Annotated in this window: 24 protein-coding genes; 16 read left to right on the top strand and 8 right to left on the bottom strand. The window is 60.0% G+C overall.

Annotated elements, in window-relative coordinates:
* Nucleotides 1-130 precede the first annotated feature (130 nt).
* Nucleotides 131-721: a YceI family protein gene (locus tag ACP3TY_RS18630; RefSeq protein ID WP_212545252.1), complete on the top strand. Its 591-nt coding sequence runs from the start codon at nucleotides 131-133 to the stop codon at nucleotides 719-721.
* A gap of 1 nt (nucleotide 722) precedes the next feature.
* Entirely contained in the window at nucleotides 723-1,880 is a 1,158-nt protein-coding gene (locus ACP3TY_RS18625; protein ID WP_426618175.1) for a phospholipase D-like domain-containing protein, read from the top strand.
* Nucleotides 1,881-2,005: 125 nt separating this feature from the next.
* Here the strand turns inward: ACP3TY_RS18625 and bglX are convergent, their stop codons facing one another.
* Nucleotides 2,006-4,297 (bottom strand): beta-glucosidase BglX, encoded by a 2,292-nt coding sequence (bglX, locus tag ACP3TY_RS18620; RefSeq protein ID WP_426618174.1) that lies wholly within the window; start codon nucleotides 4,295-4,297, stop codon nucleotides 2,006-2,008.
* Nucleotides 4,298-4,559: 262 nt separating this feature from the next.
* On the opposite strand from bglX, the gene ACP3TY_RS18615 reads away from it, so the two are divergent.
* From ACP3TY_RS18615 to ACP3TY_RS18600, 4 genes are all read left to right on the top strand, one after another.
* Nucleotides 4,560-5,168 (top strand): LemA family protein, encoded by a 609-nt coding sequence (locus ACP3TY_RS18615; protein WP_053117924.1) that lies wholly within the window; start codon nucleotides 4,560-4,562, stop codon nucleotides 5,166-5,168.
* A gap of 115 nt (nucleotides 5,169-5,283) precedes the next feature.
* The gene (locus tag ACP3TY_RS18610; RefSeq protein ID WP_426618173.1) at nucleotides 5,284-6,036 is read left to right on the top strand and encodes a TPM domain-containing protein; all 753 of its coding nucleotides are present in this window, start codon (nucleotides 5,284-5,286) and stop codon (nucleotides 6,034-6,036) included.
* A 33-nt stretch (nucleotides 6,037-6,069) separates the two neighbouring features.
* A complete protein-coding gene (locus tag ACP3TY_RS18605; RefSeq protein WP_426618172.1) occupies nucleotides 6,070-6,687 on the top strand; it encodes a TPM domain-containing protein in 618 nt (205 codons plus the stop codon).
* Between the two features lie 168 nt (nucleotides 6,688-6,855).
* Entirely contained in the window at nucleotides 6,856-8,073 is a 1,218-nt protein-coding gene (locus ACP3TY_RS18600) for a class I SAM-dependent methyltransferase (protein WP_426618171.1), read from the top strand.
* 190 nt (nucleotides 8,074-8,263) lie between these two features.
* Here the strand turns inward: ACP3TY_RS18600 and ACP3TY_RS18595 are convergent, their stop codons facing one another.
* Nucleotides 8,264-9,154: a DMT family transporter gene (locus ACP3TY_RS18595; protein ID WP_212545246.1), complete on the bottom strand. Its 891-nt coding sequence runs from the start codon at nucleotides 9,152-9,154 to the stop codon at nucleotides 8,264-8,266.
* A gap of 282 nt (nucleotides 9,155-9,436) precedes the next feature.
* On the opposite strand from ACP3TY_RS18595, the gene ACP3TY_RS18590 reads away from it, so the two are divergent.
* The 3 genes from ACP3TY_RS18590 (at nucleotide 9,437) to ACP3TY_RS18580 (ending at nucleotide 10,853) form a co-directional block, all read left to right on the top strand.
* Complete coding sequence (locus tag ACP3TY_RS18590) at nucleotides 9,437-10,018, top strand: DJ-1/PfpI family protein (RefSeq protein WP_426618170.1); 582 nt, start codon at nucleotides 9,437-9,439, stop codon at nucleotides 10,016-10,018.
* A 13-nt stretch (nucleotides 10,019-10,031) separates the two neighbouring features.
* Complete coding sequence (locus tag ACP3TY_RS18585; protein WP_426618169.1) at nucleotides 10,032-10,337, top strand: ribbon-helix-helix domain-containing protein; 306 nt, start codon at nucleotides 10,032-10,034, stop codon at nucleotides 10,335-10,337.
* A gap of 171 nt (nucleotides 10,338-10,508) precedes the next feature.
* Nucleotides 10,509-10,853, top strand: a complete 345-nt coding sequence (locus ACP3TY_RS18580; protein WP_159815797.1) for a YegP family protein — start codon at nucleotides 10,509-10,511, stop codon at nucleotides 10,851-10,853.
* Between the two features lie 295 nt (nucleotides 10,854-11,148).
* On the opposite strand, the gene ACP3TY_RS18575 is transcribed toward ACP3TY_RS18580, so the two are convergent.
* Entirely contained in the window at nucleotides 11,149-12,030 is an 882-nt protein-coding gene (locus tag ACP3TY_RS18575; RefSeq protein ID WP_426618168.1) for a dihydrodipicolinate synthase family protein, read from the bottom strand.
* Between the two features lie 23 nt (nucleotides 12,031-12,053).
* Nucleotides 12,054-12,836, bottom strand: coding sequence for an aldolase (locus ACP3TY_RS18570; protein WP_116254492.1), 783 nt, complete (start codon nucleotides 12,834-12,836; stop codon nucleotides 12,054-12,056).
* A 106-nt stretch (nucleotides 12,837-12,942) separates the two neighbouring features.
* Between ACP3TY_RS18570 and ACP3TY_RS18565 the strand changes: the two genes are divergently transcribed.
* The gene (locus ACP3TY_RS18565; RefSeq protein WP_008076856.1) at nucleotides 12,943-13,485 is read left to right on the top strand and encodes a helix-turn-helix domain-containing protein; all 543 of its coding nucleotides are present in this window, start codon (nucleotides 12,943-12,945) and stop codon (nucleotides 13,483-13,485) included.
* Between the two features lie 97 nt (nucleotides 13,486-13,582).
* Here ACP3TY_RS18565 and ACP3TY_RS18560 read toward each other — a convergent pair whose 3' ends face one another.
* The gene (locus ACP3TY_RS18560) at nucleotides 13,583-14,602 is read right to left on the bottom strand and encodes a DUF4917 family protein (RefSeq protein ID WP_426618167.1); all 1,020 of its coding nucleotides are present in this window, start codon (nucleotides 14,600-14,602) and stop codon (nucleotides 13,583-13,585) included.
* A gap of 156 nt (nucleotides 14,603-14,758) precedes the next feature.
* Here ACP3TY_RS18560 and yiaY point away from each other — a divergent pair, with 156 nt between their 5' ends.
* The gene (gene yiaY, locus ACP3TY_RS18555; RefSeq protein WP_426618166.1) at nucleotides 14,759-15,907 is read left to right on the top strand and encodes an L-threonine dehydrogenase; all 1,149 of its coding nucleotides are present in this window, start codon (nucleotides 14,759-14,761) and stop codon (nucleotides 15,905-15,907) included.
* On the opposite strand, the gene ACP3TY_RS18550 is transcribed toward yiaY, so the two are convergent.
* Together ACP3TY_RS18550 and ACP3TY_RS18545 are read right to left on the bottom strand one after the other, a co-directional pair.
* Nucleotides 15,904-17,070: an MFS transporter gene (locus ACP3TY_RS18550; protein ID WP_426618165.1), complete on the bottom strand. Its 1,167-nt coding sequence runs from the start codon at nucleotides 17,068-17,070 to the stop codon at nucleotides 15,904-15,906. The genes yiaY and ACP3TY_RS18550 overlap by 4 nt on opposite strands.
* A 15-nt stretch (nucleotides 17,071-17,085) precedes the next feature.
* Nucleotides 17,086-18,330 (bottom strand): aminotransferase class I/II-fold pyridoxal phosphate-dependent enzyme, encoded by a 1,245-nt coding sequence (locus tag ACP3TY_RS18545; RefSeq protein ID WP_426618164.1) that lies wholly within the window; start codon nucleotides 18,328-18,330, stop codon nucleotides 17,086-17,088.
* 223 nt (nucleotides 18,331-18,553) lie between these two features.
* On the opposite strand from ACP3TY_RS18545, the gene ACP3TY_RS18540 reads away from it, so the two are divergent.
* From ACP3TY_RS18540 to ACP3TY_RS18520, 5 genes are all read left to right on the top strand, one after another.
* A complete protein-coding gene (locus tag ACP3TY_RS18540) occupies nucleotides 18,554-19,456 on the top strand; it encodes a LysR family transcriptional regulator (protein ID WP_053117982.1) in 903 nt (300 codons plus the stop codon).
* 229 nt (nucleotides 19,457-19,685) lie between these two features.
* The gene (locus tag ACP3TY_RS18535; protein WP_053117984.1) at nucleotides 19,686-20,879 is read left to right on the top strand and encodes a CaiB/BaiF CoA transferase family protein; all 1,194 of its coding nucleotides are present in this window, start codon (nucleotides 19,686-19,688) and stop codon (nucleotides 20,877-20,879) included.
* Nucleotides 20,876-21,802: a hydroxymethylglutaryl-CoA lyase gene (locus ACP3TY_RS18530; RefSeq protein ID WP_426618163.1), complete on the top strand. Its 927-nt coding sequence runs from the start codon at nucleotides 20,876-20,878 to the stop codon at nucleotides 21,800-21,802. The genes ACP3TY_RS18535 and ACP3TY_RS18530 overlap by 4 nt, the downstream gene beginning before the upstream one ends.
* 168 nt (nucleotides 21,803-21,970) lie before the next feature.
* Nucleotides 21,971-23,302: an MFS transporter gene (locus ACP3TY_RS18525; protein WP_053117988.1), complete on the top strand. Its 1,332-nt coding sequence runs from the start codon at nucleotides 21,971-21,973 to the stop codon at nucleotides 23,300-23,302.
* 303 nt (nucleotides 23,303-23,605) lie between these two features.
* Nucleotides 23,606-24,601: an IS110 family transposase gene (locus ACP3TY_RS18520; RefSeq protein ID WP_426618162.1), complete on the top strand. Its 996-nt coding sequence runs from the start codon at nucleotides 23,606-23,608 to the stop codon at nucleotides 24,599-24,601.
* Nucleotides 24,602-24,673: 72 nt separating this feature from the next.
* Here ACP3TY_RS18520 and ACP3TY_RS18515 read toward each other — a convergent pair whose 3' ends face one another.
* On the bottom strand, nucleotides 24,674-25,159 hold the full coding sequence (locus tag ACP3TY_RS18515) for a DMT family transporter (protein WP_282358342.1): 486 nt from the start codon (nucleotides 25,157-25,159) through the stop codon (nucleotides 24,674-24,676).
* Nucleotides 25,160-25,170 lie beyond the last annotated feature (11 nt).

The raw sequence follows: 25,170 nt of genomic DNA, 5'->3' as shown, positions 1-25,170 counted from the left end.
GCTCCTACAATATTTGAAATGCATTCCCCTGTAGGAGCTGCCGCAGGCTGCGATCTTTTGATCTTGATGTTTGCAATAACCCCATGGCCAGTTAAGGTTCGTGCAGGTTTATCGGCCCCACGAGTCCTCAATGTTCAACCGCTCCCTCATTGCATCCCTGTCCAGCCTGCTGCTCGCCGCTGTCGCGTTGCCGGCGCAGGCCAATTGGTATCTGGACGGCGAGTCGTCGCGGCTGTCGTTCGTCAGCACGAAAAACGCCAACATTTCTGAAGTGCAGCGCTTTCTGGTGCTGCATGGCAAGGTCGACCCCAACGGTCGCGCCGAAGTCGAAGTCGAACTGGACTCGATCAACAGCGGCATCCCGCTGCGCGATGAGCGCATGCGCAAGGAGCTGTTCCAGATCGAGCAATTCCCCGAAGCGACCATCACCACGCAGATCGACCTGCGCCCGATCAACGATCTGGCGCCCGGCGCGCAGTTGGAATTGCGTCTGCCACTGACCGTCAACCTGCATGGCAAGCAACACGAATACCCCGCCGAATTGCTGGCGACGCGGCTCGATGATCGACGCTTTCAGGTGGTTACTCTGGAACCGCTGGTGATCAACGCCGAAGATTTTGATCTGGCACCGGGCCTGGAAAGTCTGCGCAAACTCGCCGACCTGTCGGCCATCAGTCTGTCGGTACCGGTGGGTGCGGTGCTGATTTTCACGGCGCGCTGACATGCGCGGCGCGGTGTTCCCATGGCGTGACGGCAACCGTTTCGAGCTGCTGATCGACGGCCCGCAATTCTTCCCGCGCATGCTCGAGCAGATCGCTGGCGCGCAGGAGCAGATCGAACTTGAGCTGTACCTGGTCGAGGCCGGTGCCTGTGCCGAAACCATCGTGCAAGCGCTGGTGCTGGCGGCCGAGCGTGGGGTGCGCGTGCGCTGTCTGTTCGATGATTACGGCAGCCTCGCCTTCACCCTCAATCTGCGTCAGCGCCTGACCCATGCCGGGGTTGAACTGCGTTTCTACAATCGGCTGAACTGGCGGCGCTGGGTCGGTAATTTCTACCGCGATCACCGCAAGTTGCTGCTGGTCGATCAGCGTCTGGCAGTGGTCGGCGGCACTGGCGTCACCGATGAGTTCTGGACGCCGGGGCACGACACCAGCGAATGGCACGAAGTGATGGTCGAGATCAGCGGCCCGTTGGTGATCGACTGGCAATTGCTCTTTGATCGTCAATGGATTGCCAACCGCTACCGCCGCGCCTGGCGTCCGGCTGCGCATTTCGGTCTGCCACGGTTACCGCGCGTGCCGGACAAGGGCGAGGGCATGGGCCGCGTGGCGTATGCCGATGCCCGCCAGCATCGCGATATTTTGCAGTCGTTGTTCCGCGCGTTGAACAGCGGCCAGCAACGTATCTGGATGGCCACGCCGTATTTTCTGCCAACGTGGAAAATCCGCCGCTCCCTGCGCAAGGCTGCCGCGCGCGGTGTCGATGTGCGTTTGCTGTTGACCGGGCCGCGCACCGATCACCCCTCGGTGCGTTACGCCGGGCATCGTTACTACCCACGCCTGCTCAAGGCCGGGGTGCAGATCTTCGAATATCAGCCGTGCTTCCTGCATTTGAAAATGGTGCTGGTGGACGATTGGGTGAGCATTGGTTCGTGCAACTTCGATCACTGGAACCTGCGCTTCAATCTGGAGGCGAATCTGGAGGCGCTGGACCCGTCGTTGACGGCAGCGGTAGAGGCGAGTTTTGTGAAGGACTTCGGGCTGAGTCAGCGGGTCAGTCTGGAAGAGTGGCAGCGCCGGCCGTTGTGGCGGCGGGTGAAGCAGCGGATCTGGGGGTGGGTGGATCGGGTGGTGGTGAACATCCTCGACCGCCGCGGGTAGAGCGAGATCAAAAGATCGCAGCCTTCGGCAGCTCCTACAGGGTGTACACCATTGATCGTTCGCGGAGCGTCCCTTGAGGCATTCCCACGCAGAGCGTGGGAACGATCAGGTGTGTTGCCTGAAAATTACAGCAACTCGAAGCTCTGCTGTGTGACGTCCTGCGAATCCAGGCCGATCTGTACGTTGAACTTGCCAGGCTCGGCCGCGTATTTGAGCTGGGCGTTGTAGAACTTCAGGTCATCTTCGGTGATGGTGAAGTGCACGACTTTCTGTTCGCCGGCCTTGAGCATGATTTTCTGGAAGTTCTTCAGTTCCTTGACCGGACGGATCATCGAGCCGGTAACGTCCTGAATGTACAACTGCACCACGGTTTCGCCGTCACGCTTGCCGGTATTTTTCAGCATGACGCTGGCGTCGAGCTTGCCGGTGGCGTTCAGCGTGGTCGACGACAGCGCCATGTCGCTCAGGGCGAAATGGGTGTAGCTCAGGCCATAACCGAACGGGAACAGCGGCCCGGTGGTGTCATCGAAATACTGCGAGGTGTAGTTGCCCGGTTTGCCCGGCGTGAACGGCCGGCCAATGCTCAGGTGGTTGTAGTAGGTCGGGATCTGGCCCACGGAACGCGGGAAGGTTACCGGCAGTTTGCCCGACGGGTTGTAGTCGCCGAACAGCACGTCGGCGATGGCGTTGCCGCCCTCGGTGCCGCTGAACCAGGTTTCCAGAATCGCGTCAGCCGATTGGTTCTCTTCGAGAATGGTCAGCGGGCGGCCGTTCATCAACACCAGCACCAGCGGTTTGCCGGTGGCTTTCAGCGCGCGGATCAGCTCGCGCTGGTTTTCCGGGATGTTCAGGTCGGTGCGGCTGGACGATTCGTGGGACATGCCACGGGATTCGCCCACAGCCGCGACGATCACGTCAGCATCCTTCGCCGCTTTCACCGCTTCGTCGATCAGCACGTTGGCCGGGCGCGGGTCATCGACCACTTCCGGGGCATCGAAGTTGAGGAAGTTCAGGTAATCCAGCACCTTCTTGTCGCTGGTTATGTTGGCGCCACGGGCGTAGATCAGGTTCGCCTTGTTGCCGATGACCGAGCTCATGCCGTCGAACAGGGTGACCGATTGCGTCGGTTTACCCGCCGCTGCCCAACTGCCCATCATGTCGATCGGCGCTTTGGCCAACGGGCCGACCAGCGCGACTTTCGCGTCTTTCTTCAGTGGCAGAGTTTCGTTCTGGTTCTTCAGCAGCACCAGGCTGCGACGCGCGACGTCGCGGGCCTCGGCGCGGTGCAGACGGCTTTCGGCGTAGGTGTCGGCCGGATCGTCTTCAGCCTTGCCGATGCGCAGGTACGGATCCTTGAACAGGCCCATGTCGTACTTGGCGGCGAGCACTTCACGCACGGCGTTGTCGATGTCTTTCTGTTCGATCTCGCCGGCCTTGAGCAGCCCCGGCAGTTCTTTGCCATAGAGGGTGTCGTTCATGCTCATGTCGATGCCGGCCTTGATCGCCAGCTTCGCCGCTTCACGACCGTCGCGGGCGACGCCATGTTTGATCAGTTCGAAAATCGCGCCGTGGTCACTGACCGCCAGGCCTTTGAAGCCCCAGTCGCGACGCAGCAGATCGTTCATCAGCCAGGTGTTGGCGGTGGCCGGAATGCCGTTGATCGAGTTCAGCGCAACCATCACGCCACCGGCGCCGGCATCAATCGCGGCGCGGTACGGCGGCAGGTAATCCTGGTACATCTTCACCGGACTCATGTCGACGGTGTTGTAGTCGCGACCGCCTTCAACCGCGCCATACAGGGCGAAGTGTTTGACGCTGGCCATGATGCTGTCGGCCGCGCTCGGGGTGGCGCCCTGATAGGCACGAACCATCACGCCGGCAATGCGCGAGGTCAGGTAGGTGTCTTCACCGAAACCTTCGGAGCTGCGGCCCCAGCGCGGGTCGCGGGAGATGTCGACCATCGGCGCGAAAGTGATGTCGAGGCTGTCGGCGGCGGCTTCTTTGGCAGCCACGCGGCCGGATTTGCCGATCGCGTCCATGTCCCAGCTCGACGCCAGCGCCAGCGGAATCGGGAAAATCGTGCGGTGACCGTGGATCACGTCGTAGGCGAAAAACATCGGGATCTTCAGACGGCTGCGCATCGCCGCGTCTTGCATCGGGCGGTTTTCCGGGCGGGTGATCGAGTTGAACGTACCGCCGATGTTGCCGGCGGCGATCTCTTTGCGGATCAACTCACGAGGCATTTCCGGGCCGATGCTGATCAGGCGCAACTGGCCGATCTTCTCGTCGAGGGTCATTTGCTTCATCAGGTTGCTGATGAACGCGTCCTTGTTTTCCAGGGGTACCGGGGTCGTGGCGGCCAATACTTGATGACTGGCCAGGCTGACGAACAGACCCAGCAAACACAGTTTCTTCATGAATGTTTTTCTCAAGGGCCCAAGCGGCGATGCAACGCCGGCCAGCCAAAATTTAGGGAGCGACTATTGTTGTTCGGGTGCAGGCTCAAAAAACCAGAGCCAAAAACGACAGCCGACACTGCGGCAGCGTGATCGCGCAGGGCACTTTTTAGCCCATTGGCGCGTCGTAATCCAGCGGCGCGGCCGATTATGCCCCAAGAGCCGGCGCAGAGTGTTTCGCGCTCGGTTTTTATAATGAAATGTGCCAAGGAGCATCACTGCGATGAATGTAAGCCCAACCAATCGCTCGCGTTTGCAGGTCGTCACCCTGCTGATGCTGGCCACGCTGTTGACCGCGTGCGGCATCAACAATATCCCGACCCTCGACGAACAGGCCAAAGCCGCGTGGGGGCAAGTGCAGAACCAGTACCAGCGGCGTGCCGACCTGATCCCCAATCTGGTGGAAACGGTGAAGGGTTACGCCAAGCATGAAGAGGAAACCCTGACCGCCGTAATCGAAGCGCGGGCGAAAGCCACGTCGATTCAGGTCGACGCCAGCACCCTCGACAATCCCGAGAAGCTCAAGCAGTTCCAGCAGGCGCAGGATCAACTGACCGGTGCGTTGAGCCGGTTGATGGTGGTCTCCGAGCGCTATCCGGATCTGAAGGCCAACCAGAACTTCCTCGCCCTGCAATCGCAACTTGAGGGCACGGAAAACCGCATCGCCGTGGCGCGCCGCGATTTCATTCTGGCGGTGCAGAAATACAACACCGAAATCCGCACCTTCCCCGGTCGCCTCTGGCACAGCGTGATGTACAGCGACCTGCCAATCCGCGAAACCTTCGAAGCCACCACGCCGGATGCCGATAAGGCACCCCAGGTCAAATTCTGAAAACACACCTGTGTAGGAGCTGCCGAAGGCTGCGATCTTTTGATTTTGACCGTAAGAACAAGATCAAAAGATCGCAGCCTGCGGCAGCTCCTACAAGGATTGGTGGGGGTAATAGATGCGTGTGTTGAAGATGGGGCTGGTGGTGCTGTTGTGGGTATTCGCCCTCAGCGCCCGGGCCGAGTTGACGTTCCCGGCGCTGAGCGGGCGGGTGGTGGACGAAGCGCAGATGATCGAGCCGTCGGTGCGCGCGCAACTGGGCCAGCAGTTGCAGGCCCACGAGCAGGCGACCGGCGAGCAATTGGTCGTCGTCACTGTGCCGGATCTGCAGGGCACCACCATCGAGGATTTCGGCGTTCAGCTCGGCCGGCACTGGGGCATCGGCCAGAAGGACAAAAACAACGGCGCGCTGCTGATCGTCGCCCGTGACGAGCGCAAACTGCGCATCGAAGTCGGTTATGGTCTGGAGGATCGGCTGACCGATGCGCAGTTGTCAGTGATCATCCATCAAGTCATCACGCCCGCGTTCAAGACCGGCAATTTCAGCAAAGGCATCAGCGACGGCGTCGCGGCGATGCTGGTGGTGCTCGGCGGCAATCCGCTGGACGAGCCGTCGACGGTGTATGAATCGAGCGGTGATCCGTCCGATGATTTCATCTCGCGGCATCCCGGTTTGTTCGTATTTTTGCTGATGTTGTTCATCCTGACCGTGTTTGTCTTCCAGATGCTCGGTATCCTGCCCGCCGGCCGGGGCGGAGGTGGCGGAGGCGGCGGCTTTGGCGGTGGAGGTTTTGGTGGCGGCGGTGGAGGCGGGGGCTTCAGCGGCGGCGGGGGCAGTTTCGGCGGCGGTGGATCGTCCGGCGGCTGGTGACATTAAAAGAATAATGAGCAGGCACTTTTCAACATGGCATTACTGACCGAACACGAACAACGCAAAGTCGCCGAAGCGATCGCCCGGGTCGAGCGCGACACCGACGCCGAACTGGTGACAGTGCTGGCCGCCCGCGCCGACGACTACGCGTACATCCCGCTGCTGTGGGCGAGTTTGCTGGCGCTGGTGGTGCCGGGCGTCGTGCACTACCTGACCGGCTGGCTGACCATGCACAGCCTGCTGTTGGTACAGTGGGGCGCGTTTATCGTGCTGTGCCTGCTGTTTCGTTTGCCGAAAATCACCACGCATTTGATCCCGCGTCGCGTGCGCCACTGGCGGGCGTCGAACCTGGCGCGACGGCAGTTTCTCGAACAGAACCTGCATCACACGGTGGGCAGCACCGGGATGCTGATTTTTGTCTGTGAAGCGGAGCGCTATGTGGAGATTCTGGTTGATGAGGGGATTTCCACGCGGCTGGATAACAAGAGCTGGGATGTGATTGTCGCGGCGTTTACCGAGCAGGTGCGGCAGGGGCGCACGCTGGAAGGGTTTGTGACGTGCATTGAGGCGTGTGGGGAATTGCTCAAAGTGCATGTGCCGGTGACGCAGGTGAGGAACGAATTGCCGAATCGGTTAGTGGTGTTGGCCTAGATCAAAAGATCGCAGCCTTCGGCAGCTCCTACATTGGCCTCTGTAGGAGCTGCCGAAGGCTGCGATCTCATGATTTGTGCCGTTCGGTAAATAAGAGCGTGTCCCCAACCCCCATCCCCCCTAAAATACCCGCCATTCCCGATTTCGCCCGTCCGAGGCCGCTTTTTCATGTCCGTTACCGCCCCGTCCACCCAGCCCGCGCCCGATCACCACGCCCAGTTCATCGAGCTGCTGCAAACCAGCCTCGAGCAGAACGGCTTCATCAAACTGGTGCTGGCCAAGTACGTCGGTGAAGAGGCGGAGCTGCAGCGGGTCATCATCAAAGCGGTCACCGTCAAAGCGCAGCCGAACCTGTCCTTCGTCTATCGCTACAAAACCCGCGACATCACCAAAAACCTGCCGCTGAGCGAAGGCGTGGCGACGATTGCCGCGCTGTTGCCGGCCTCGTTCAAAAATGCGCATTTACTCGCCGTGACTGACGAAGCTCAGCTCGAATACAGCAAAAAGGGCAAGAGTTCGCTGTTCAAGAGCAAACCTCAGCAATTGCGTGAAGCACCGTCCGCCGAGCACAACCGTGAGAAAAACCGCTTTCTTGAGTTGAGCCGACCGTTCCTCAAGGACTTGGGCGTGACCAACGCGCAGCAAGAGCTGATCCCGGCGATGTCGCGCAAGTGGAAGCAGATCAACAAATTCATCGAAGTGTTCAGCCATGCGCTAACCACCTCGCCGCTGGCGCTGGACAAACCGGTGCGCGTCGCGGATTTCGGCTCGGGCAAGGGCTATCTAACCTTCGCGATTCACGATTACCTGCGCAACACCTTGAAGGCCGAGGGCGAAGTCACCGGCGTCGAGTTGCGCGAAGAAATGGTCAACCTGTGCAACGCCGCCGCGGCGAAGCTTGATCATCCGGGGCTGGTGTTCAAGTGCGGTGACGTGCGCAGCGTGGCGCCGAGCGAACTGGACGTGATGATCGCTTTGCATGCCTGCGACATCGCCACTGACTACGCGATCCACACCGGCATCCGCTCCGGCGCGTCGATCATCATGTGCTCGCCGTGCTGCCACAAACAGATCCGCCTGCAAATCCAGAGCCCGGCGCTGCTCAAGCCGATGCTGCAATACGGTTTGCACCTCGGTCAGCAGGCGGAAATGGTTACCGACAGTCTGCGTGCGCTGTTCCTGGAAGCCTGTGGTTACGAGACCAAGGTGTTCGAGTTCATCTCGCTCGATCACACCAACAAGAACAAGATGATTCTCGCGGTTAAACGCGCCGAGCCGGTCGATCCGGCTCAGCTGTTGGTAAAGATTGAGGAATTGAAAGCGTTCTACCACATCAGCGAACACTGCCTGGAAACCCTGCTGCGCGCCGACGGTTACCTCTCCTGACGGCCATCTGCTTTGGAATACACACCTCGACGATCATTGCCTGGGGACACACACCCTGACGATTATTGCCTTGGAATACACACCCTGTAGGAGCTGCCGAAGGCTGCGATCTTTTGATCTTAAAAACAAAATCAAAAGATCGCAGCCTTCGGCAGCTCCTACATAATCAACCGTTCAACCGTTCAACCGTTCATACGGTGGCAATGCGGGCCGGTTGCACCGTGGTTTTGCGGCCGAGCATGACCGTTGCGATGACACCACACGCAAACACCCAGGTAATCGGCTCGACATGCTCGCCAAAGAACAGCGCCGAAAACGCGATGGTGAAGAAGATCTGCAACAACTGGATCTGACTGACCCGAGCGATCCCGCCCATCGCCAGTCCGGCGTACCAGGCAAAGAATCCAAGAAACTGCGAAAACAGCGCGACATAGCCAAACGCCCACCAAGCCTTGGCCGACACTGCGCCGTGATGTTGCAGCGCCAAGTAAACCACCGGCCCGATCAACAACGGCGTCGACAGCACCAGGGCCCAGCAGATCACCTGCCAGCCGCCCATCTCCTTGGCCAACCGGCCGCCTTCGGCATAGCCCAGCCCACCCACGGCAATCGCGCCGAGCATCAGCAAATCCCCCGCCTGAATACTCCCTGCCCCGGTGTACAACGCGTAACCGAGCACCAACGCACTGCCCAACGCGGCGCAGGCCCAGAAGGCTTTTGACGGACGCTCATGAGACAGCCACGCGGCATACAGCGCCACGCACAGCGGCTGCAAACCGTTGACCAATGCCCCGTGCGACGCCGGCAGCGTTTGCATGGCCCACGCCGACAACACCGGGAAACCGAGAATTACCCCGGCGATCACCAGGCTCAGGCCTTTGACTTGCTGCCACGTTGGCCACTTTTCGCGGCGCCACAACAACAGCATCGCCGCCGGAATCGCCGCGAACAACGCGCGGCCCAAGCCGTTGAGCAGCGGATGCAGTTCCTGCACCACGATGCGGGTGAAGGGCAGGGTGAGGCTGAAAATCACCACGCCGAGCAGGCCGAGGGCCATGCCGGTGTTTTCGCGCGAGGACATGAGGGGAGACCAGAATCGTAGAGAATTGGGAATGACCTCATCAAGCCATAAACCGGGGGCTTGTGGCTGTTACAGCTAGGCACTTACTTATCCGTACAGTTGCGGGTAATCCCCGCAACGTAGGAGCTGCCGAAGGCTGCGATCTTTTGATTTTGTTTTTAACGGCAAGATCAAAAGATCGCAGCCTTCGGCAGCTCCTACAGTAGTAGCCCGTTGTTACCCGTCACTGTCGAATAGGTCTACCTTGAACACTCCCAAGCATTTCCCAGAGGAGTCCTCCCCATGGCCGCGAAAAAGATTCTGATGCTGGTTGGCGATTACGTCGAAGACTACGAAGTGATGGTGCCGTTCCAGGCCCTGCACATGGTCGGGCATACCGTCCACGCCGTGTGCCCGGACAAGCCATCCGGCGGCACCGTACGCACTGCGATCCATGACTTCGAAGGCGACCAGACTTACAGCGAAAAACCCGGTCACCTGTTCGCCCTCAACTTCGACTTCGCCAAGGTCAGCGAAGGCGATTACGACGCGCTGCTGATCCCCGGCGGTCGTGCCCCGGAATACCTGCGTCTCAACGAAAAAGTCCTCGACCTGGTGCGCGCCTTCGACAAGGCTGGCAAACCGATCGCTGCCGTCTGCCACGGTGCTCAGTTGCTGGCAGCGGCCGGCGTGCTCGAAGGTCGCGAATGCAGCGCCTATCCGGCCTGCGCCCCGGAAGTGCGACTGGCGGGCGGTACGTACATCGACATCGCCGTGACGGATGGCCACGTTCAAGGCAATCTGGCCACAGCCCCGGCATGGCCGGCGCACCCGAACTGGCTGGCCGGTTTCCTCGGCTTGCTCGGCACTAAAATCACCCTGTAACGAGGATTCGCCGATGTGCGAGCTCTACGTCAAGGCCGACCCGATTCTCTACGAATCACGCTCGCGCTCGCTGCGCATCTGCGGCGTGGTGACGACGTTGCGTCTGGAGAATCAGTTCTGGGACATCCTCAGCGAGATCGCCGAGGTCGACGGCATGACCACCAACCAATTGATCGCCAAGCTGTATGAAGAGGTGATGGATTATCGCGGGGAGGTGGTGAATTTTGCGTCGTTCTTGCGGGTGAGTTGTACGCGGTATTTGAGTCAGCGGCGGGGGGTGGTTCCGGAATTATCGGTGGTGCGGGCGCAAGTGAAATAGTCCAGACCGGGTTGACCCTATCGCTGGCAAGCCAGCTCCCACAGGTATCGTGTGTGCCTCGAACCCTGTGGGAGCGGGCTTGCCCGCGATGGGGCCGGTATGGGCGACAGATACGCTTGGCTGGTCTTTACTCTGAAGCGCGAAATCTCTTAATTGCCCAGGAGCAGCGACATGTCCGGATGGTACGAGTTGAGTAAAAGCAGCAACGGCCAGTTCAGGTTCGTCCTGAAAGCGGCGAACGCCGAAACGATCCTGACCAGCGAGTTGTACACCACTCGCGCGGCAGCCGAAGGCGGCATCGCCTCGGTGCAAACCAACAGCGCGCTGGATGACCGTTACGAGAAAAAATCGACGAAGGACGGCCATCCGTACTTCAACCTCAAGGCGGCCAACCATCAGATTATTGGCAGCAGCGAGGCGTATTCATCGGATGCGGCGTGCGACAAAGGCATCGCCAGCGTCAAGGCGAACGGGCCGACAAAAGCCATCAAGGACAAAACCCTGCCAGTCCTATAACCCTCGATACCTGGCACTTGTAGGAGCAAGGCTTGCCCGCGATGGCGGTGTATCTCTCAACATCAATGTTGAAGGATAGGGCCTCTTCGCGGGCAAGCCTTGCTCCTACGGGGTTTTGCGTTTTTCGAGAGATCAGCGTAGGCGTTCAGGATGGTGCATTTGGCTCTGCCCCGTCGCACACATCCCCTGTAGGAGCTGCGGCACGCTGCGATCTTTTGATCTTGATTTTTAGAAGATCAAAATCAAAAGATCGCAGCGTGCCGCAGCTCCTACAGGGGTTTTGATTGCCGGGGGATCAGCGCAGGGTTTTCAGGATTGTTTGTAGTTGGGTCTGGCCTGCCGCGCTCAATGCAAATACCGGCAGGCGTGGATCACCCACCTCCAGCCCGGTCTGGCGTAACCCGGCCTTGATCGTCGCCGGCAAGCCGCCCTTCAGAATGAAGTCCAGCAGCGGCAACTGGCGATAAAACAGATCCCGCGCGCGATCCAGATCGCCCGCCATCGCTGCTTCATACAGATCCAGATTCAACTGCGGAATCAGGTTCGGCGCTGCCGTGCACCAGCCCTTCGCCCCGGCCGCGAACGCTTCCAGCGCTAGTGGATTGCAGCCGTTGTAAAACGGCACCTGACCTTCGCCGAGCAATTGCAGCTTGTGCATGCGCTGGATGTCGCCGGTGCTCTCCTTGACCATGGTCACGTTTTCCACGGCATTGACGATGCGCAGAATCAGCTCGACCGACATGTCGGTGCCGCTGGTGGCCGGGTTGTTGTAGAGCATGATCGGCACGCCGATGCTCTCGCCAATCGCGCGGTAGTGGGCGAGGATTTCCGCTTCGGTGAGTTTCCAGTACGAGGCCGGCAGCACCATCACCACGTCGGCGCCATGGGCTTCGGCGAAGCGTGCGCGGCGCACGGCTTTGGCGGTGGTCAGGTCGGACACGCTGACGATGGTCGGCACACGTTTGGCCACGTGCTTGATACTGAATTCGGCGACTTGATCCCACTCCGCATCGCTCAGGTACGCGCCTTCGCCGGTGCTGCCCAATGGTGCGATGGCGTGGACGCCGCTGGCGATCAGGCGGTCGATCGATTGGCCGAGTGCTGGCAGATCGAGCCCTTCGCCATTGGCGCTGAACGGGGTGATGGTGTAGCCGATGATGCCGTGAATGTTGGACATGGGAGCGTCTCCGTAATGAGGTTTCAGTTCAGGCAATCGGCGTGTTGGCGCAGGTTCTGCCGAGCGTAATAGTTGAAGGCGGCGGCGTGGCGTTTCGGCTTGGCGATCCAGTCATGGGCTTCGCGGCCCAGCGCGGGGATGATCGGTTTGATCGTGCCTGCCGCCATCGCCAGTAGCTGCAACTTCGCCGCGCGTTCGATCAATTGGGCGATGACACACGCCTCTTCAATCGTCGTGCCGGTCGACAGCTGACCGTGGTGCGAAAGCACAATCGCGCGTTTGTCGCCCAGCGCACCGGCGATCAACTCGCCTTCTTCATTGCCCACCGGCACGCCCGGCCAGCCTTCGAGAAACGCGCAGTCGTCGTACAGCGGGCACAGATCCATGTGGGAAATCTGCAGCGGCACTTCCAGCATCGACAGCGCGGCAACGTGCGTCGGGTGGGTGTGGATGATGCAGTTCACGTCCGGGCGAGCGCGGTACACCCAGCTGTGAAAACGGTTGGCCGGGTTGGCCATGCCGTGACCTTCGAGAACCTCCAGATCCTCGTTGACCAGCAGCAGATTGCTCGCGGTGATTTCGTCGAAACCCAGGCCCAGTTGCTGAGTGTAATAGGTGCCGGGCTGCGGGCCACGGGCAGTGATTTGTCCGGCCAGGCCGGAGTCGTGACCGTTTTCGAAAAGAATCCGGCAAGTCAAAGCCAGCTTTTGCCGGTCTGTCCACGTATTATCCGCAAGGCTTTTTTGCATCTGGGTCAGCGCTTGCTTGACCAGTTGGTCTTTGGGTAATGCTAATGTCTTGGCCATGTCTGTGTCCTTTGGGTGATTGCAAATGACACGAAAGAGGCTATATGACACAAAGTGTCATTGGCAAGCACAAATCGTCGCTTCCTTCATGGAATAACCGCTGCGCATGTCTATCCGTTTGAAATTATTGAGAAAAAAACTTGGCGTAACCCTTGAGGCATTGGCCGAAAAATCCGGCATGACCAAGAGTTATCTGTCGAAAGTCGAGCGCGGGCTGAATACCCCGTCGATTGCTGCCGCGTTGAAGCTGGCGAAAGCGCTGAACGTGAAGGTCGAGGAATTGTTCTCGGAAGACAACGTCAGCCTCGACAGCTACAGCCTGGTGCGCAGCCACGAGCGGCAGTCACTGGCGGCGAATGATCAGAGCCCGGGTTATGCGGTGCTGGCGCATCAGGTCAGCGAGCGCAATTTGCTGCCGTTCATCATCTATCCGCCGAGCGAATTCAGCGACAAGACCTTCAAGGAGCATCTGGGCGAGGAGTTTTTGTTCGTTCACGAAGGGCAAGTTGAAGTGGATTTCATGAACGAGAAAGTGCTGCTGCAACGCGGCGATGCGCTGCACTTCAATGCACAGAAACCGCACCGAATCCGGTCGGTAGGGGAGGTGCAGGCGCAGTTGCTGGTGGTGGTGCACAGCGCTGAGGAATGAACCCTGAAATCAAAAGATCGCAGCCTTCGGCAGCTCCTACAGGAGAACGCATTCTAACTGTAGGAGCTGCCGAAGGCTGCGATCTTTTGATCTTGCTTCAAACCTCGACCGGCACCGACAATTTCGGACTGCCCAGCGCATGCGTCTTCGCATCAAAAAACCGCAACTCAGCCCCCGTCCCGTCAAACACCTGCGCGTAGTGCCGCTTCTGGTGCTGCACAAACGCCGCACTGCGCGGATAGATCGAGATCGCCACATTCTTCGGTTTCGCCAAGCGCAGCGCCCGCACAATGTGCGCATCCTGCTCGGCCAACGCGTGGCCAAAGATGCACAAACTGTCGCCATGCCCGAGCAATTGCTCATAACAGAACGACAGATAATCCGAACTGCGAATGGTTTTGAGCTTGTCCGCACTCGGCCCTTCGGTGACGAACAGCGGCACGTCATCCAGCGTCTTGATCGTATTGTTGATCGCGAAGCTGCCGAGCAGCGTGCCTTCGGTCGAGGTCAGTTTGCGCGCGGTGCCGTCCTGATTTCGCACCAGGTGCAGGCCACCGTGCAGGTACAGCAGACGCGGTTTGTCAGTGGCGCTTTCGGCCAGATCGAAACTCGCGTTGGCGCCGTTGAACAGGTCGTCGATGGCATCGCTTTGGTGTTGCAGCGCCCAGTAGTTGAGCAAGTCGTAATTGGTGGTGAACACTGTGCGATAGCGCGCCAGTTCTTCATTCAAAGTCGCCAGCGTCGAGGCTTTCACCAGTCGCCACGGAATGTGCACGGCGTGCACCGTGTTGATCAGGGCTTCCTTGATCGCGTAGTAGCGATTGCGCGGGGCGGCGGAGCTGACGGCCAGCGCCTTGTTGACCCGGCTGGTGGTTTTCAGCGCGCCGAGCACCTGCTCGAAACTGCGCGTCTGCATAGCGTCGAACACCGCCAGTTCCGACGCACTCAGCGGTTTCTCCTCCACGGTGCGGGCGTTTTCGAACAGCGAGTCGTAGCCGAAATCGTCCCACACCGCGCGGCTGGCGCCATTGCCCACCAGCAGGCCGTTGAACTCGGTCGCGGCGCGCAGGGTGTTCCAGTCTTCAAGGCTGGCGTCGACATCCAGAAAATCGGTCATTGCGTAGGCGGTCTCAAAACATAGGGGCTGATGGGCGGCGACTTTATCACGAGCGGGCATTGAGCCAGATCAACATCGGCGCTGACCGATCGGTCGATGCTGTGCTTATCCGCTGAATCGGAGCAGTCGATTCGGCCCCTGTCAGGAGACGCGCGCATGACCAGCACCTTTTTCATTCCGGCGGTAAACATCATGGGCAACGGCTGCCTCGACGAAGCCATGGTCGCGATCCGCAACTACGGTTTTCGCAAAGCGCTGATCGTCACCGACGTGGGTCTGGCCAAGGCCGGTGTGGCGACGATGGTTGCCGAGAAGCTGGCGATGCAGGACATCGATTCGGTGATTTTCGACGGCGCCAAACCGAACCCGAGCATCGCCAATGTCGAATCCGGGCTGGGTTTGCTCAAGGAGACCCGCTGCGATTTCGTCGTGTCGCTGGGCGGCGGTTCGCCCCACGACTGCGCCAAGGGCATTGCCTTGTGTGCGACCAACGGCGGGGAAATCCGTGATTACGAAGGTGTTGATCAATCGAGCAAGCCACAACTGCCGCTGATCGCGATCAACACCACCGCCGGCACCGCCAGCGAGATGACCCGTTTCTGCATCATTACCGACGAATCGCGTCACGTGAAAATGGCCATCGTCGACCGCAATGTCACGCCGCTGCTGTCGGTCAACGACCCGGAACTGATGGTCGCCATGCCCAAAAGCCTGACCGCCGCCACCGGCATGGACGCATTGACCCACGCCATCGAGGCTTACGTTTCGACCGCCGCCAACCCGATCACCGACGCCTGCGCGTTGAAAGCAATCACCCTGATCAGCAACAACCTGCGCCTGGCCGTGCGCGACGGCACAGATCTCGCCGCGCGGGAGAACATGGCCTACGCGCAGTTCCTCGCCGGCATGGCTTTCAACAACGCCTCGCTCGGTTTTGTGCATGCGATGGCGCACCAGTTGGGCGGTTTCTACGACTTGCCCCACGGCGTGTGCAACGCCGTGTTGCTGCCGCATGTGCAGACCTTCAACGCGCTGGTCTGCGCCGATCGCCTGACCGATGTCGCCCACGCCATGGGTGCTGACATTCGTGGTTTCAGCGCCGAGGAGGGCGCGCAAGCGGCGATCACCGCGATCCGCACCTTGGCCAAAGACGTCGACATCCCGAGCGGTCTGCGCGAACTCGGCGCCAAACTCAGCGACATCCCGATCCTCGCCACCAATGCACTGAAAGACGCTTGCGGCATTACCAACCCGCGCGCGGCGGATCAACGGCAAATCGAGGAAATCTTCCGCAACGCCTTCTAACGCTTGCCATCCCCCGGCGCGAACTTCACGCAAAGCATCGCGCCGACGGCCAGCAACGTACACAGCAGCGACAATGGCCAAGCCTGTGGACTGGCGATCAGACTGGCCATCGCGCCAATGATCGCCGCCATCAATTGATGAATGAAGCCACTCAGCGCCATCGCATATGCACCGGCAATCGGCGCGCCATCGTTGGCGCGTGACAGGCTGATCGGGTAGTTCAACGACTGCCCGAACACCGCCACGCAATACGGCAGCCAAAACAGTAGCGCGATGGAACTGGCCGCCAGACTGCCCAGCAACATCACGCCGCTACCGGCCAGCACCAGACCGACGCCAACGGTCATCAACCACGCCTGACCGGTGCGCAACACGAAGTGATTGACCGCCAGCGCACCCAGAAAATACGCCGCGCTGATTGGCCAGCCGAGCAAACCGTAATCCACCGTCGACCAGGCGAACGGCCCCTGCAAAACCAGCGGCGCTGCGGTGTTGAAGGCGATGATCACGCCGTAGCCCAAACCACCGGCCAGCGCCGGCAAAAGAAATGCCCGATGCAGCAGAATCAGCCGATAAGCCGACCACGATGAAGCGCTGACCGGTTCGTCAGCGAGAGCAGGGAAAGCCACCCGCGAAACGATCAGCGCCATCACCAGGCAGACCACGCCGAGCAGGTAGAAAATCGCCTGCCAGCCCAGCGTCACCTCGATGATCGAGCCCAGGTATTGGCCGATGCCCAGCGCCACTACGAACGAGATCGAAATCCACGACAACGCCTTGGCCAGCAGATCGCCGCGAAAGCTGTCGCGGATCAGCACCCGCGCCATCACCGAAATACCGCTGGCGCCGACGCCTTGCAGCAGTCGCAGCAGCAAAAACCACTCAAGCGTCGAACCCAGCGGCAAGGCCAGATTGGCCAGGCCGTAAATCGCCAGCGCCGCCAGCAACACCGGTTTGCGGCCGATGCGCTGGGCCAGACTGCCCCAGAACAACATCGGCAGCGCCATGCCGATCAGGTACAGCGACAAGCCCCACGACACCTGCGCAGGATCCGCCGCCAGATAGCGGGCGATTTCCGGCAGCGCCGGCAAATAAATACTCATGCCCAACTGGGCGAGAAAAACCGTGCTACAGGTGATCAGGAGAGTGACGCTGGCGTTCATGATTCGTCCCTGTTTTCAGTCGTCGAGATCACAACGGTGGGTGCGCAACAGCTCGGTGATCAGTTCACAGAAGCGGCGGATCAGTGCTGGCGGCATGTCGGCGCGCAGCGTAATGCGGATGGCTGCCTTGCCTTGTGCAACCACCGGAAAAAACACCGCACTGGTGAAAAATCCCTGTTCGGCCAATTCGCTGGCCACTTGATTGGCCACCGCCGCCTGCCCGCATTTGATCAAGCGGATGGCCATGTTGCTGTGGCATTGATCGGTGCTGATCAGGCTGTCGAAGAGGCGGATATTAGCCTGAAGGTTGCTTTGCAGCGCGGCGAATTCAGCGCTGCGATGCAGGCGGATCGACGCTCTGCCGGCACCAATCGCCGCGCAGTTGAGACTCTGCGACCAGTTGCTCGGCCCGCCGTAACGCTGGATCAGGGTTTTCTGCCGCTCATTGCCCAGCATCACCAAACCACCGCTGGCGCCAAACGACTTGGCCAGCGACGCGACGATCAGACAATCCTCTTCCAGCGCCGCCACCCGCGGCCGCACCAGGCCGGCGCCGTGCTGACCGACCGCGGACAACGCATGGGAATCATCCAGATACAGAAACAGCCCGTAGCGATCCTTCAGATACAACAGACCTTCCATGTTGGCGACGCCGCCCATGCTGTACGCGCCATCGGCGACATACGCCACGCGGCCATGTTGCTGGCAGGCGCGTTCGAGAAAATCCATGTCGTTGTGCGGCGCGGTGACCACGCGGGTTTCATCGGCGCACGCGGCTTTCAAATGATTCATCGAGTAGTGCGCGTGGCGGTCGAAGACCATCACCGGCGGCTGACCTTCGGTGAAGATGCCGCTGGCCAGCAACGGCAGGATCCCCGCGCTGGCGGCGCTGCAAGACAAAGTGCTCAGACAGACCGTATCAAAGAGTTGCGACAGCTCGTTTTCGTACTGCTCGAGAATCGCCAGTTTGCAGCGATTTTTCGAGTTGGCGACACGCAAGCTGCCGGTTTCACGCAGGGCGGCGATGGCGCCTTCGAGCAGGGCCGGGTGGTGATCGAGCCCGAGATAAGAGGTCGTGCAGAAGTGATGGAATTCACGCCCGTACTGATCGAGCAGGTGGTTGGGGCTTTTTACTTCGACATTGAGACCGGCGACTTTGCCCTGTTCGGCGATGTCCCAATCGTAGTCGGCGAGGGCAATGATCTTGCGAAAATTGGAATACAGATTCGGGGTGTGCAACGGAAGATTCACAGGCGACATTCCTTGAGCGTAGCGATCCATGGGGTGTTGCAATTTGTGTGTGTTGCCAGACTTTACAGAGCGAAAAGTCGGACAAAAATAGGCCGATTCCGCGAATCCTGAGAGGCAACAGAGTTTTGTTTGTAGGGCGAAGCCACGAACGTCGGCGGATTAATCACATGTCTGACTTCAACGAAAACCGGGCTATCCTGCCGACTCGAATGTCCCCGCCAGCGAGACTTCCATGCTGCAAAAAAGCCTGATTCGCCGCCTCGACCTGATCACCCTGCAACTGTTTGTCGCCGTGCATGAAGAGGGCACGCTGACCCGCGCCGCCGCGCGCGAAGCCATTGCGGTGTCGGCGGCGAGCAAGCGCTTGATGGAATTGGAAGAGGCGCTGGGCATCAGCCTGTTCGTGCGCCAGGCCAAGGGCATGACGCTGACGCCGGCGGGGGAAACGCTGCTGCACCATGCGCGGCAGATGTTGTTTAACGTCGAGAAGATGGGCCTGGAACTGGGCGAGCACAGCCACGGTGTGCGCGGCTATGTGCGCATGCTGGCGAACCTGTCGGCGATCATTCAGTTTCTGCCGGAAGACTTGCGCGACTTTTCCGCGCGGCATGCGCAGGTCAAGACTGACCTTGAAGAACGGCCCAGTGCCGGGGTGATTCAGGGCGTGCTCGATGGCGTCGCGGATCTCGGTATTTGCTCCAACGACAGCGACATCAAGGGCCTGCACAGCGTGTTGTACCGCGAGGACAAACTGGTGGTGGTGATGCTGCCGGAGCATCCGTTGGCCGCGCGTGAATCGGTGGCTTTTGCCGAAACGCTGGACAGTGATTACGTCGGGTTGCACGCGGCCAGTTCGATCAACATGCGCACCCACGCGGCGGCGCGGCAGGCGGGCAAGGTGCTGCGCATTCGCATTCATGTGCCGGGGTTTGATGCGGTGTGCCGGATGGTGCAGGCCAACATGGGCATCGGAATTTTGCCGCAGCGGGCGTATGAGTTGTTTGGTCAGGCGCTGGGGCTGCACGCGGTGCCGTTGACCGATGACTGGTCGGATCGCGCGTTGATTGTGGTGGTGCGCGATGAGGCGGGGTTGTCGCCGGTGAGCCGGTTGTTGTTTGAGCATTTGCGAGGCTGATATGCCTATCATTTGTGTCGCAGATACCCCCCTGTAGGAGCTGCCGAAGGCTGCGATCTTTTGATCTGTTGTTTTAAGAGCAAGATCAAAAGATCGCAGCCTTCGGCAGCTCCTACAGGGGCGGTGCGTTCGCATTTCGCGAACGCCCTTTGCCGAACGAAGGTTGGATTCTTCCACCATCGCACCTCTAGTCTTGCCGGCATATTCCAAGAACAAGAGGTACCCCGCGATGACTGCCCCCCTGAGTGCGATCAAAGTGATCGAAATCGGCACCCTGATCGCCGCGCCGTTTGCCGCGCGCATGCTCGCCGAGTTCGGCGCCGAGGTGATCAAGATCGAAGCCATGGGTCAGGGCGACCCGCTGCGCAAATGGCGCAAGCTGCACGAAGGCACGTCGCTGTGGTGGTACCTGCAATCGCGCAATAAGCAGTCGCTGGCGCTCAATCTGAAATCCCCGGAAGGCATCGAACTGGTCAAGCAACTGGCGACCGACGCCGACGTGATCATCGAAAACCTGCGCCCCGGCGCGCTGGAAAAACTCGGCCTGGGCTGGGACGTACTCCACGCGCTCAACCCCAACCTCACCCTCGTGCGTATTTCCGGTTACGGCCAGACCGGCCCCTACCGTGATCGCCCCGGTTTCGGCGCGATTGGCGAGGCGATGGGCGGCATCCGCTACACCACCGGCACCCCCGGTTCGCCACCGGCGCGAGTGGGCGTGAGCCTCGGCGATTCGCTGGCATCCTTGCACGCGGTGATCGGCGCGTTGATGTCGCTGCTGCGGGTCAAAACCGGGCAGGGCGGTGGCCAGATCGTCGATGTGTCGCTGGCCGAAAGCGTGTTCAACGTCATGGAAAGTCTGGTGCCGGAATACGACATGCTCGGCCACGTTCGCGAACGCAGCGGCGGCGCGTTGCCGGGCATCGCACCGTCCAACACGTACCTTACGGCTGACGGCGCTTACGTGGTGATCGCCGGCAACAGCGATCCGATCTACAAGCGTTTGATGCAAACCATCGGTCGCGATGATCTGGCTGACGCCGAAGAATTCGCCCACAACGACGGCCGTGCGGCCAAGAGTGGCATGCTCGACGCCGCGATCACTCACTGGACGAGCAGCCTGCCGATCAACGACGTGCTCGCCGCCCTCGAAGCTGCCGAAGTCCCGGCCGGGCGCATCTATTCGGTGGCCGACATCGTCGCCGATCCGCACTATCAGGCGCGCGGCATGCTGCTCGACGCCGAACTGCCCGGCGGCGCAACCGTGAAGATGCCCGGCATCGTGCCGAAACTCTCGGAAACCCCCGGCGGCGTGAACTGGTCTGGGCCGACCCTCGGCCAGCACACCGACGGTATTCTCGCCGGTCTCGGCCTGACTGAACTCGACATCGAACGCCTGAAAAGCCAGGGAGTAGTGCAATGATTTCCGACTATTCGCAAACCTTGATCGTCCAGGAAGTCTCGCCTCGCGACGGCTTGCAGATCGAGCCGACGTGGGTGGAAACCGTCGACAAAATCGCGCTGATCGATCAACTGTCGCTGGCGGGTTTCAGCCGCATCGAAGCGGGTTCGTTCGTGTCGCCGAAAGCCATTCCGGCGCTGCGTGATGGCGAGCAGGTGTTCCAAGGCATTCAGCGTCAACCGGGGGTGATTTACGTCGCGCTGATCCCCAATCTCAAAGGCGCGCAGCGCGCATTGAAGGCGGGCGCAGATGAGCTGAATCTGGTGATGTCCGCCAGTCAGAGCCACAACCTCGCCAACATGCGCATGCGTTGCGAGGATTCGCTGGCGGCGTTTGCCGACATTGTTGCTTTTGCCGATGGCTCGGGTGTGCGGCTCAACAGCAGTATCGCGACGACGTTCGGTTGCCCGTTCGAAGGCAAGATTGACGAGGATCGCGTGTTGCAGATTGTCGACGCTTATCAGGAGATCGGCATTCAAGGCATCACCCTCGCCGACACCACTGGCATGGCTAATCCGCGTCAGGTGGATCGCTTGGTACGGCGGGTTTTGCAGCGGCTTTCGGCCGCGGATCTGACCCTGCATTTCCATAACACCCGGGGTTTGGGGTTGTGCAATGTGCTGGCGGCTTACGAGGCAGGAGCGCGGCGATTTGATGCGGCGCTGGGCGGTCTCGGTGGTTGTCCGTTTGCACCCGGGGCGTCGGGCAATATTTGCACTGAGGACTTGGTGAATTTGTGCGATGAGATCGGCATTCACACCGGCATCGACTTGCCGCTGCTGTTGACGCTCTCGCGCGGATTGCCGGATCTCCTCGGCCACGAAGTCCCCGGCCAACTGGCCAAGGCCGGGCGCAATTGCGACCTGCACCCGATCCCCACCTGAATCTCCCTCTGTAGGAGCAAAGCTTGCTCGCGAACGCGGTGTGTCATTCAGCAGTGATGCGACTGCCCTGACGCCTTCGCGAGCAAGCTCGGCTCCTACAGGAACAGCGTCATAACCAGACAACAAAAACAATCGGACGCCCACCGGCAGTCCGCCTGGAGAAAAGCTATGAGCCTCAATGTAATGGAGGCGGGCGCGAGCTCGTCTGTCGATCACGACGCCGAAAAAGCCCTGGTCAGCAAAGTCGCCTGGCGCCTGATGCCGTTGATCATGGTCTGCTACCTGTTCGCCTTTTTCGACCGCATCAACATCAGCTTCGCCAAGTTCCAGCTACAAGCCGACCTGAGTCTGAGCGACACCGCTTACGGCCTCGGTGCCGGGCTGTTCGTGGTCGGTTACGTGCTGTTCGAAGTGCCGAGCAACATGATGCTCTACAAGGTCGGCGCGCGCCGCTGGATCGCGCGGATCATGATGTCGTGGGGCGTGGCGACGGCGCTGATGGTCTTCGTCACCAGCGAATGGCAGTTCTACGCGCTGCGCTTTTTGATCGGCGCGATGGAAGCCGGTTTCGCCCCGGGCGTGTTGTATTACCTGACACTGTGGTTCCCGCAGCACTTCCGTGGACGCATCACTTCGATGCTGTTTCTGGCCTCGGCGTTTGCCGGTCTGGTCGGCGCACCGTTCTCCGGGCTGGTGCTGGAACACCTCGACGGCGTTCTGCAAATGCGCGGCTGGCATTGGCTGTTTCTGCTCGGTGGTCTGCCATGCATCGGCCTCGGGTTTCTGGTGCTGATGCTGCTCAAGGATCGCATCGAGGACGCGCACTGGCTGACCGCTGACGAGAAAAAATTGCTGTCCAGCCGCATTGCCCATCACGAACCGCACAAGAGCGGCGGTTCGTTGCTGGCGGCGCTACGGATTCCGGGTTTTCTGACCTTGGGGCTGATCTACTTTTTGATCCAGGTCGCGTCTTACGGCTTGAATTTCTGGGCGCCACAATTGATCCGCAGCGCCGGTACCGAGAGCCCGGTGATGATCGGTCTGCTGACCGCCATTCCGTACATCTGCGGTGCGATCACCATGATCGTGATCGGGCGGTTGTCGGACGCAACCGGCGAGCGCCGCAAGTTTGTCGCGGGGTTGGTGGTGGTTGGCGCGATCGGATTCTTCAGTGCGGGGATTTTTGCTGATCACACCACGTTCCTGATCGTCGCCCTCGGCTTGCTAGGCGCCGGCATCATCGCCGCTATTCCGAGCTTCTGGACGCTGCCACCGAAGTTGCTGGCCGGTGCCGGCGCAGGTGCGGCGGGCGGGATCGCGGTGATCAATACGCTGGGGCAGTTCGGCGGCATCGTCAGCCCGGTGATGGTCGGGCGGATCAAGGATCTCACCGGCAGCACCACGCCGGCGCTGTATGTCATTGGCGTGGCGGCGTTGATCGCAGCGGCGTTGTTGCTGTGGGGATTGCCGCAGAAACTGCGCACGCTCGATAAATATTGAGCCGCTGAAAAGATCGCAGCCTTCGGCAGCTCCTTGTATGTTGCCCTCACACCAGTCAATTGAGATCTAGGCTCACTGGTGCGGACATACGAAGATGTTTTTCTGGGGGAGACCGATCGCTCCTAAAGGCAGGACTTGCTCCTGACCTTGTCTGTAGAGAGGTCCCCCCGCCTCATTGCCCACCACGAAGAGTATCGAGAAGCCGACGAGTCGGACTTCGCATTACAAGGTTGCAGTGGCATGAAGTTCGAGGTCAGGGGAACCAGGAAGCATTTTTAACCCAGTTCACTCGGAGTTGAAAGCATGAGCATGCATGTCGGTTTAGATGTGGGGTCTCGCACGACCGCCATGGGTTGGCGTAACGACGGTCGTTTTGCAGGCGCCTGCAACATCGACCAAACACCCGCAGGGCGTAAGGCGGCGGTCAACAAGTTGCTCGAACTCAAGCCTTTATCCGTGGTGATGGAAGCCACCGGCATCTATTACCTGGATTTGGCCATGGAGCTCGCTGCGGCGGGTTTGCCCGTTTCGGTTATCAATCCGAAGAGCTTTCATAACTTCGCCAAGCTGATGCTGAAAAACAGCAAAACCGATGCAATCGATGCCCAATTGCTAGCTGAATACGGCGAGCGCATGAGCCCAAGATTGTGGACTCCACCTACAGCCATACAGCTGGAGTTGCGGGCTATCGGAAGGCATATCAATCGTCTGACATGTCATCGCACCCGAGCCAAGAACGAGCTGCATGCGCTGAAGGCTACTCAAACAACCTTGACGATGTTGATTGAAGACGAAGAAGAAGCCATTGAGGCCTTCGACAAGCGAATCGAGCGTTTCAGGCTCGCAGGCCGGGCACTGATCGACAATTGCCCGACGTTAAGCGCCCAGTTCGGGCACATGATCGCGGCGCCGGGGATGGGCGAAATTTCAGTATTTGCGGCACTGGCTGAATTGACGACTTTGCCGGTGACGCTTAAATCCGCGCAGGTCAGCCGACATGCAGGACTCGATGTGCGGCTTACGCAATCAGGTACCAGCATCGATAAACCTGGACGGATAAGTAAGGGCGGAAACGCCTACCTACGCTCAGCGATGTACATGCCAGCGCTGACCGCCATTCGTTGCGACAGCAACGTGAAAGCCTTTTACGAAGCGCTGATCGGGCGAGGAAAGAGAAAGATGCAGGCCATCGTCGCCGTGATGCGCAAATACCTGACCGGCCTGTGGGCTTGCATGCAAGCCGGAGAAGATTTCGATACGGCCAAGCTTTTTAGCGCAAAAGACCTCGCAAAAGCTTGACCGTAAACAGAGTATCTACAGAGTGCGAATCCAATCCTGTAGGAGCTGCCGAAGGCTGCGATCTTTTGATCTTTATTGCGGTGCCAAGACTCTTCCCGGCGAATTGCCAAACTGAATCAACACTACCCCCGCAATCAACAACACCGCGCCAAACACCCGCGGCAATGTCAGCTGTTTCTCCACCAACCCAAACAAGCCAAAGTGATCCAGCAGCATCGACGCCAACACTTGACCCGCCAACGCCAACGCCACAAACCCCGAAGCCCCGAGCTTAGGCAGCAACACCACCGCCAGCGCGACAAAACAAACCCCAAACGCACCGCCGGCCCACATCCACATCGGCGCCTTGCTGATAAACGCCAGCGACGGCAGCGGCAACCGCAACGCCAAAATCACCGGCAGCAACACCAGCACACTCACCAACAGCGACGCCAACGTCGCCCACAATGGATGGCCCAATCCGCGCGCCAGGTTGCTGTTGATCGCGCTCTGAAACGGCACCACCGCCCCGGCAAACGCGGCCAACGCCAACAAACCGGCCCACTGCAACGTACTCATGATCATTCTCC

The organism is Pseudomonas rustica (genome assembly GCF_049959085.1).
GTDB lineage: Bacteria > Pseudomonadota > Gammaproteobacteria > Pseudomonadales > Pseudomonadaceae > Aquipseudomonas > Aquipseudomonas rustica.
This window is presented reverse-complemented; position numbering and strand designations above follow the sequence as displayed.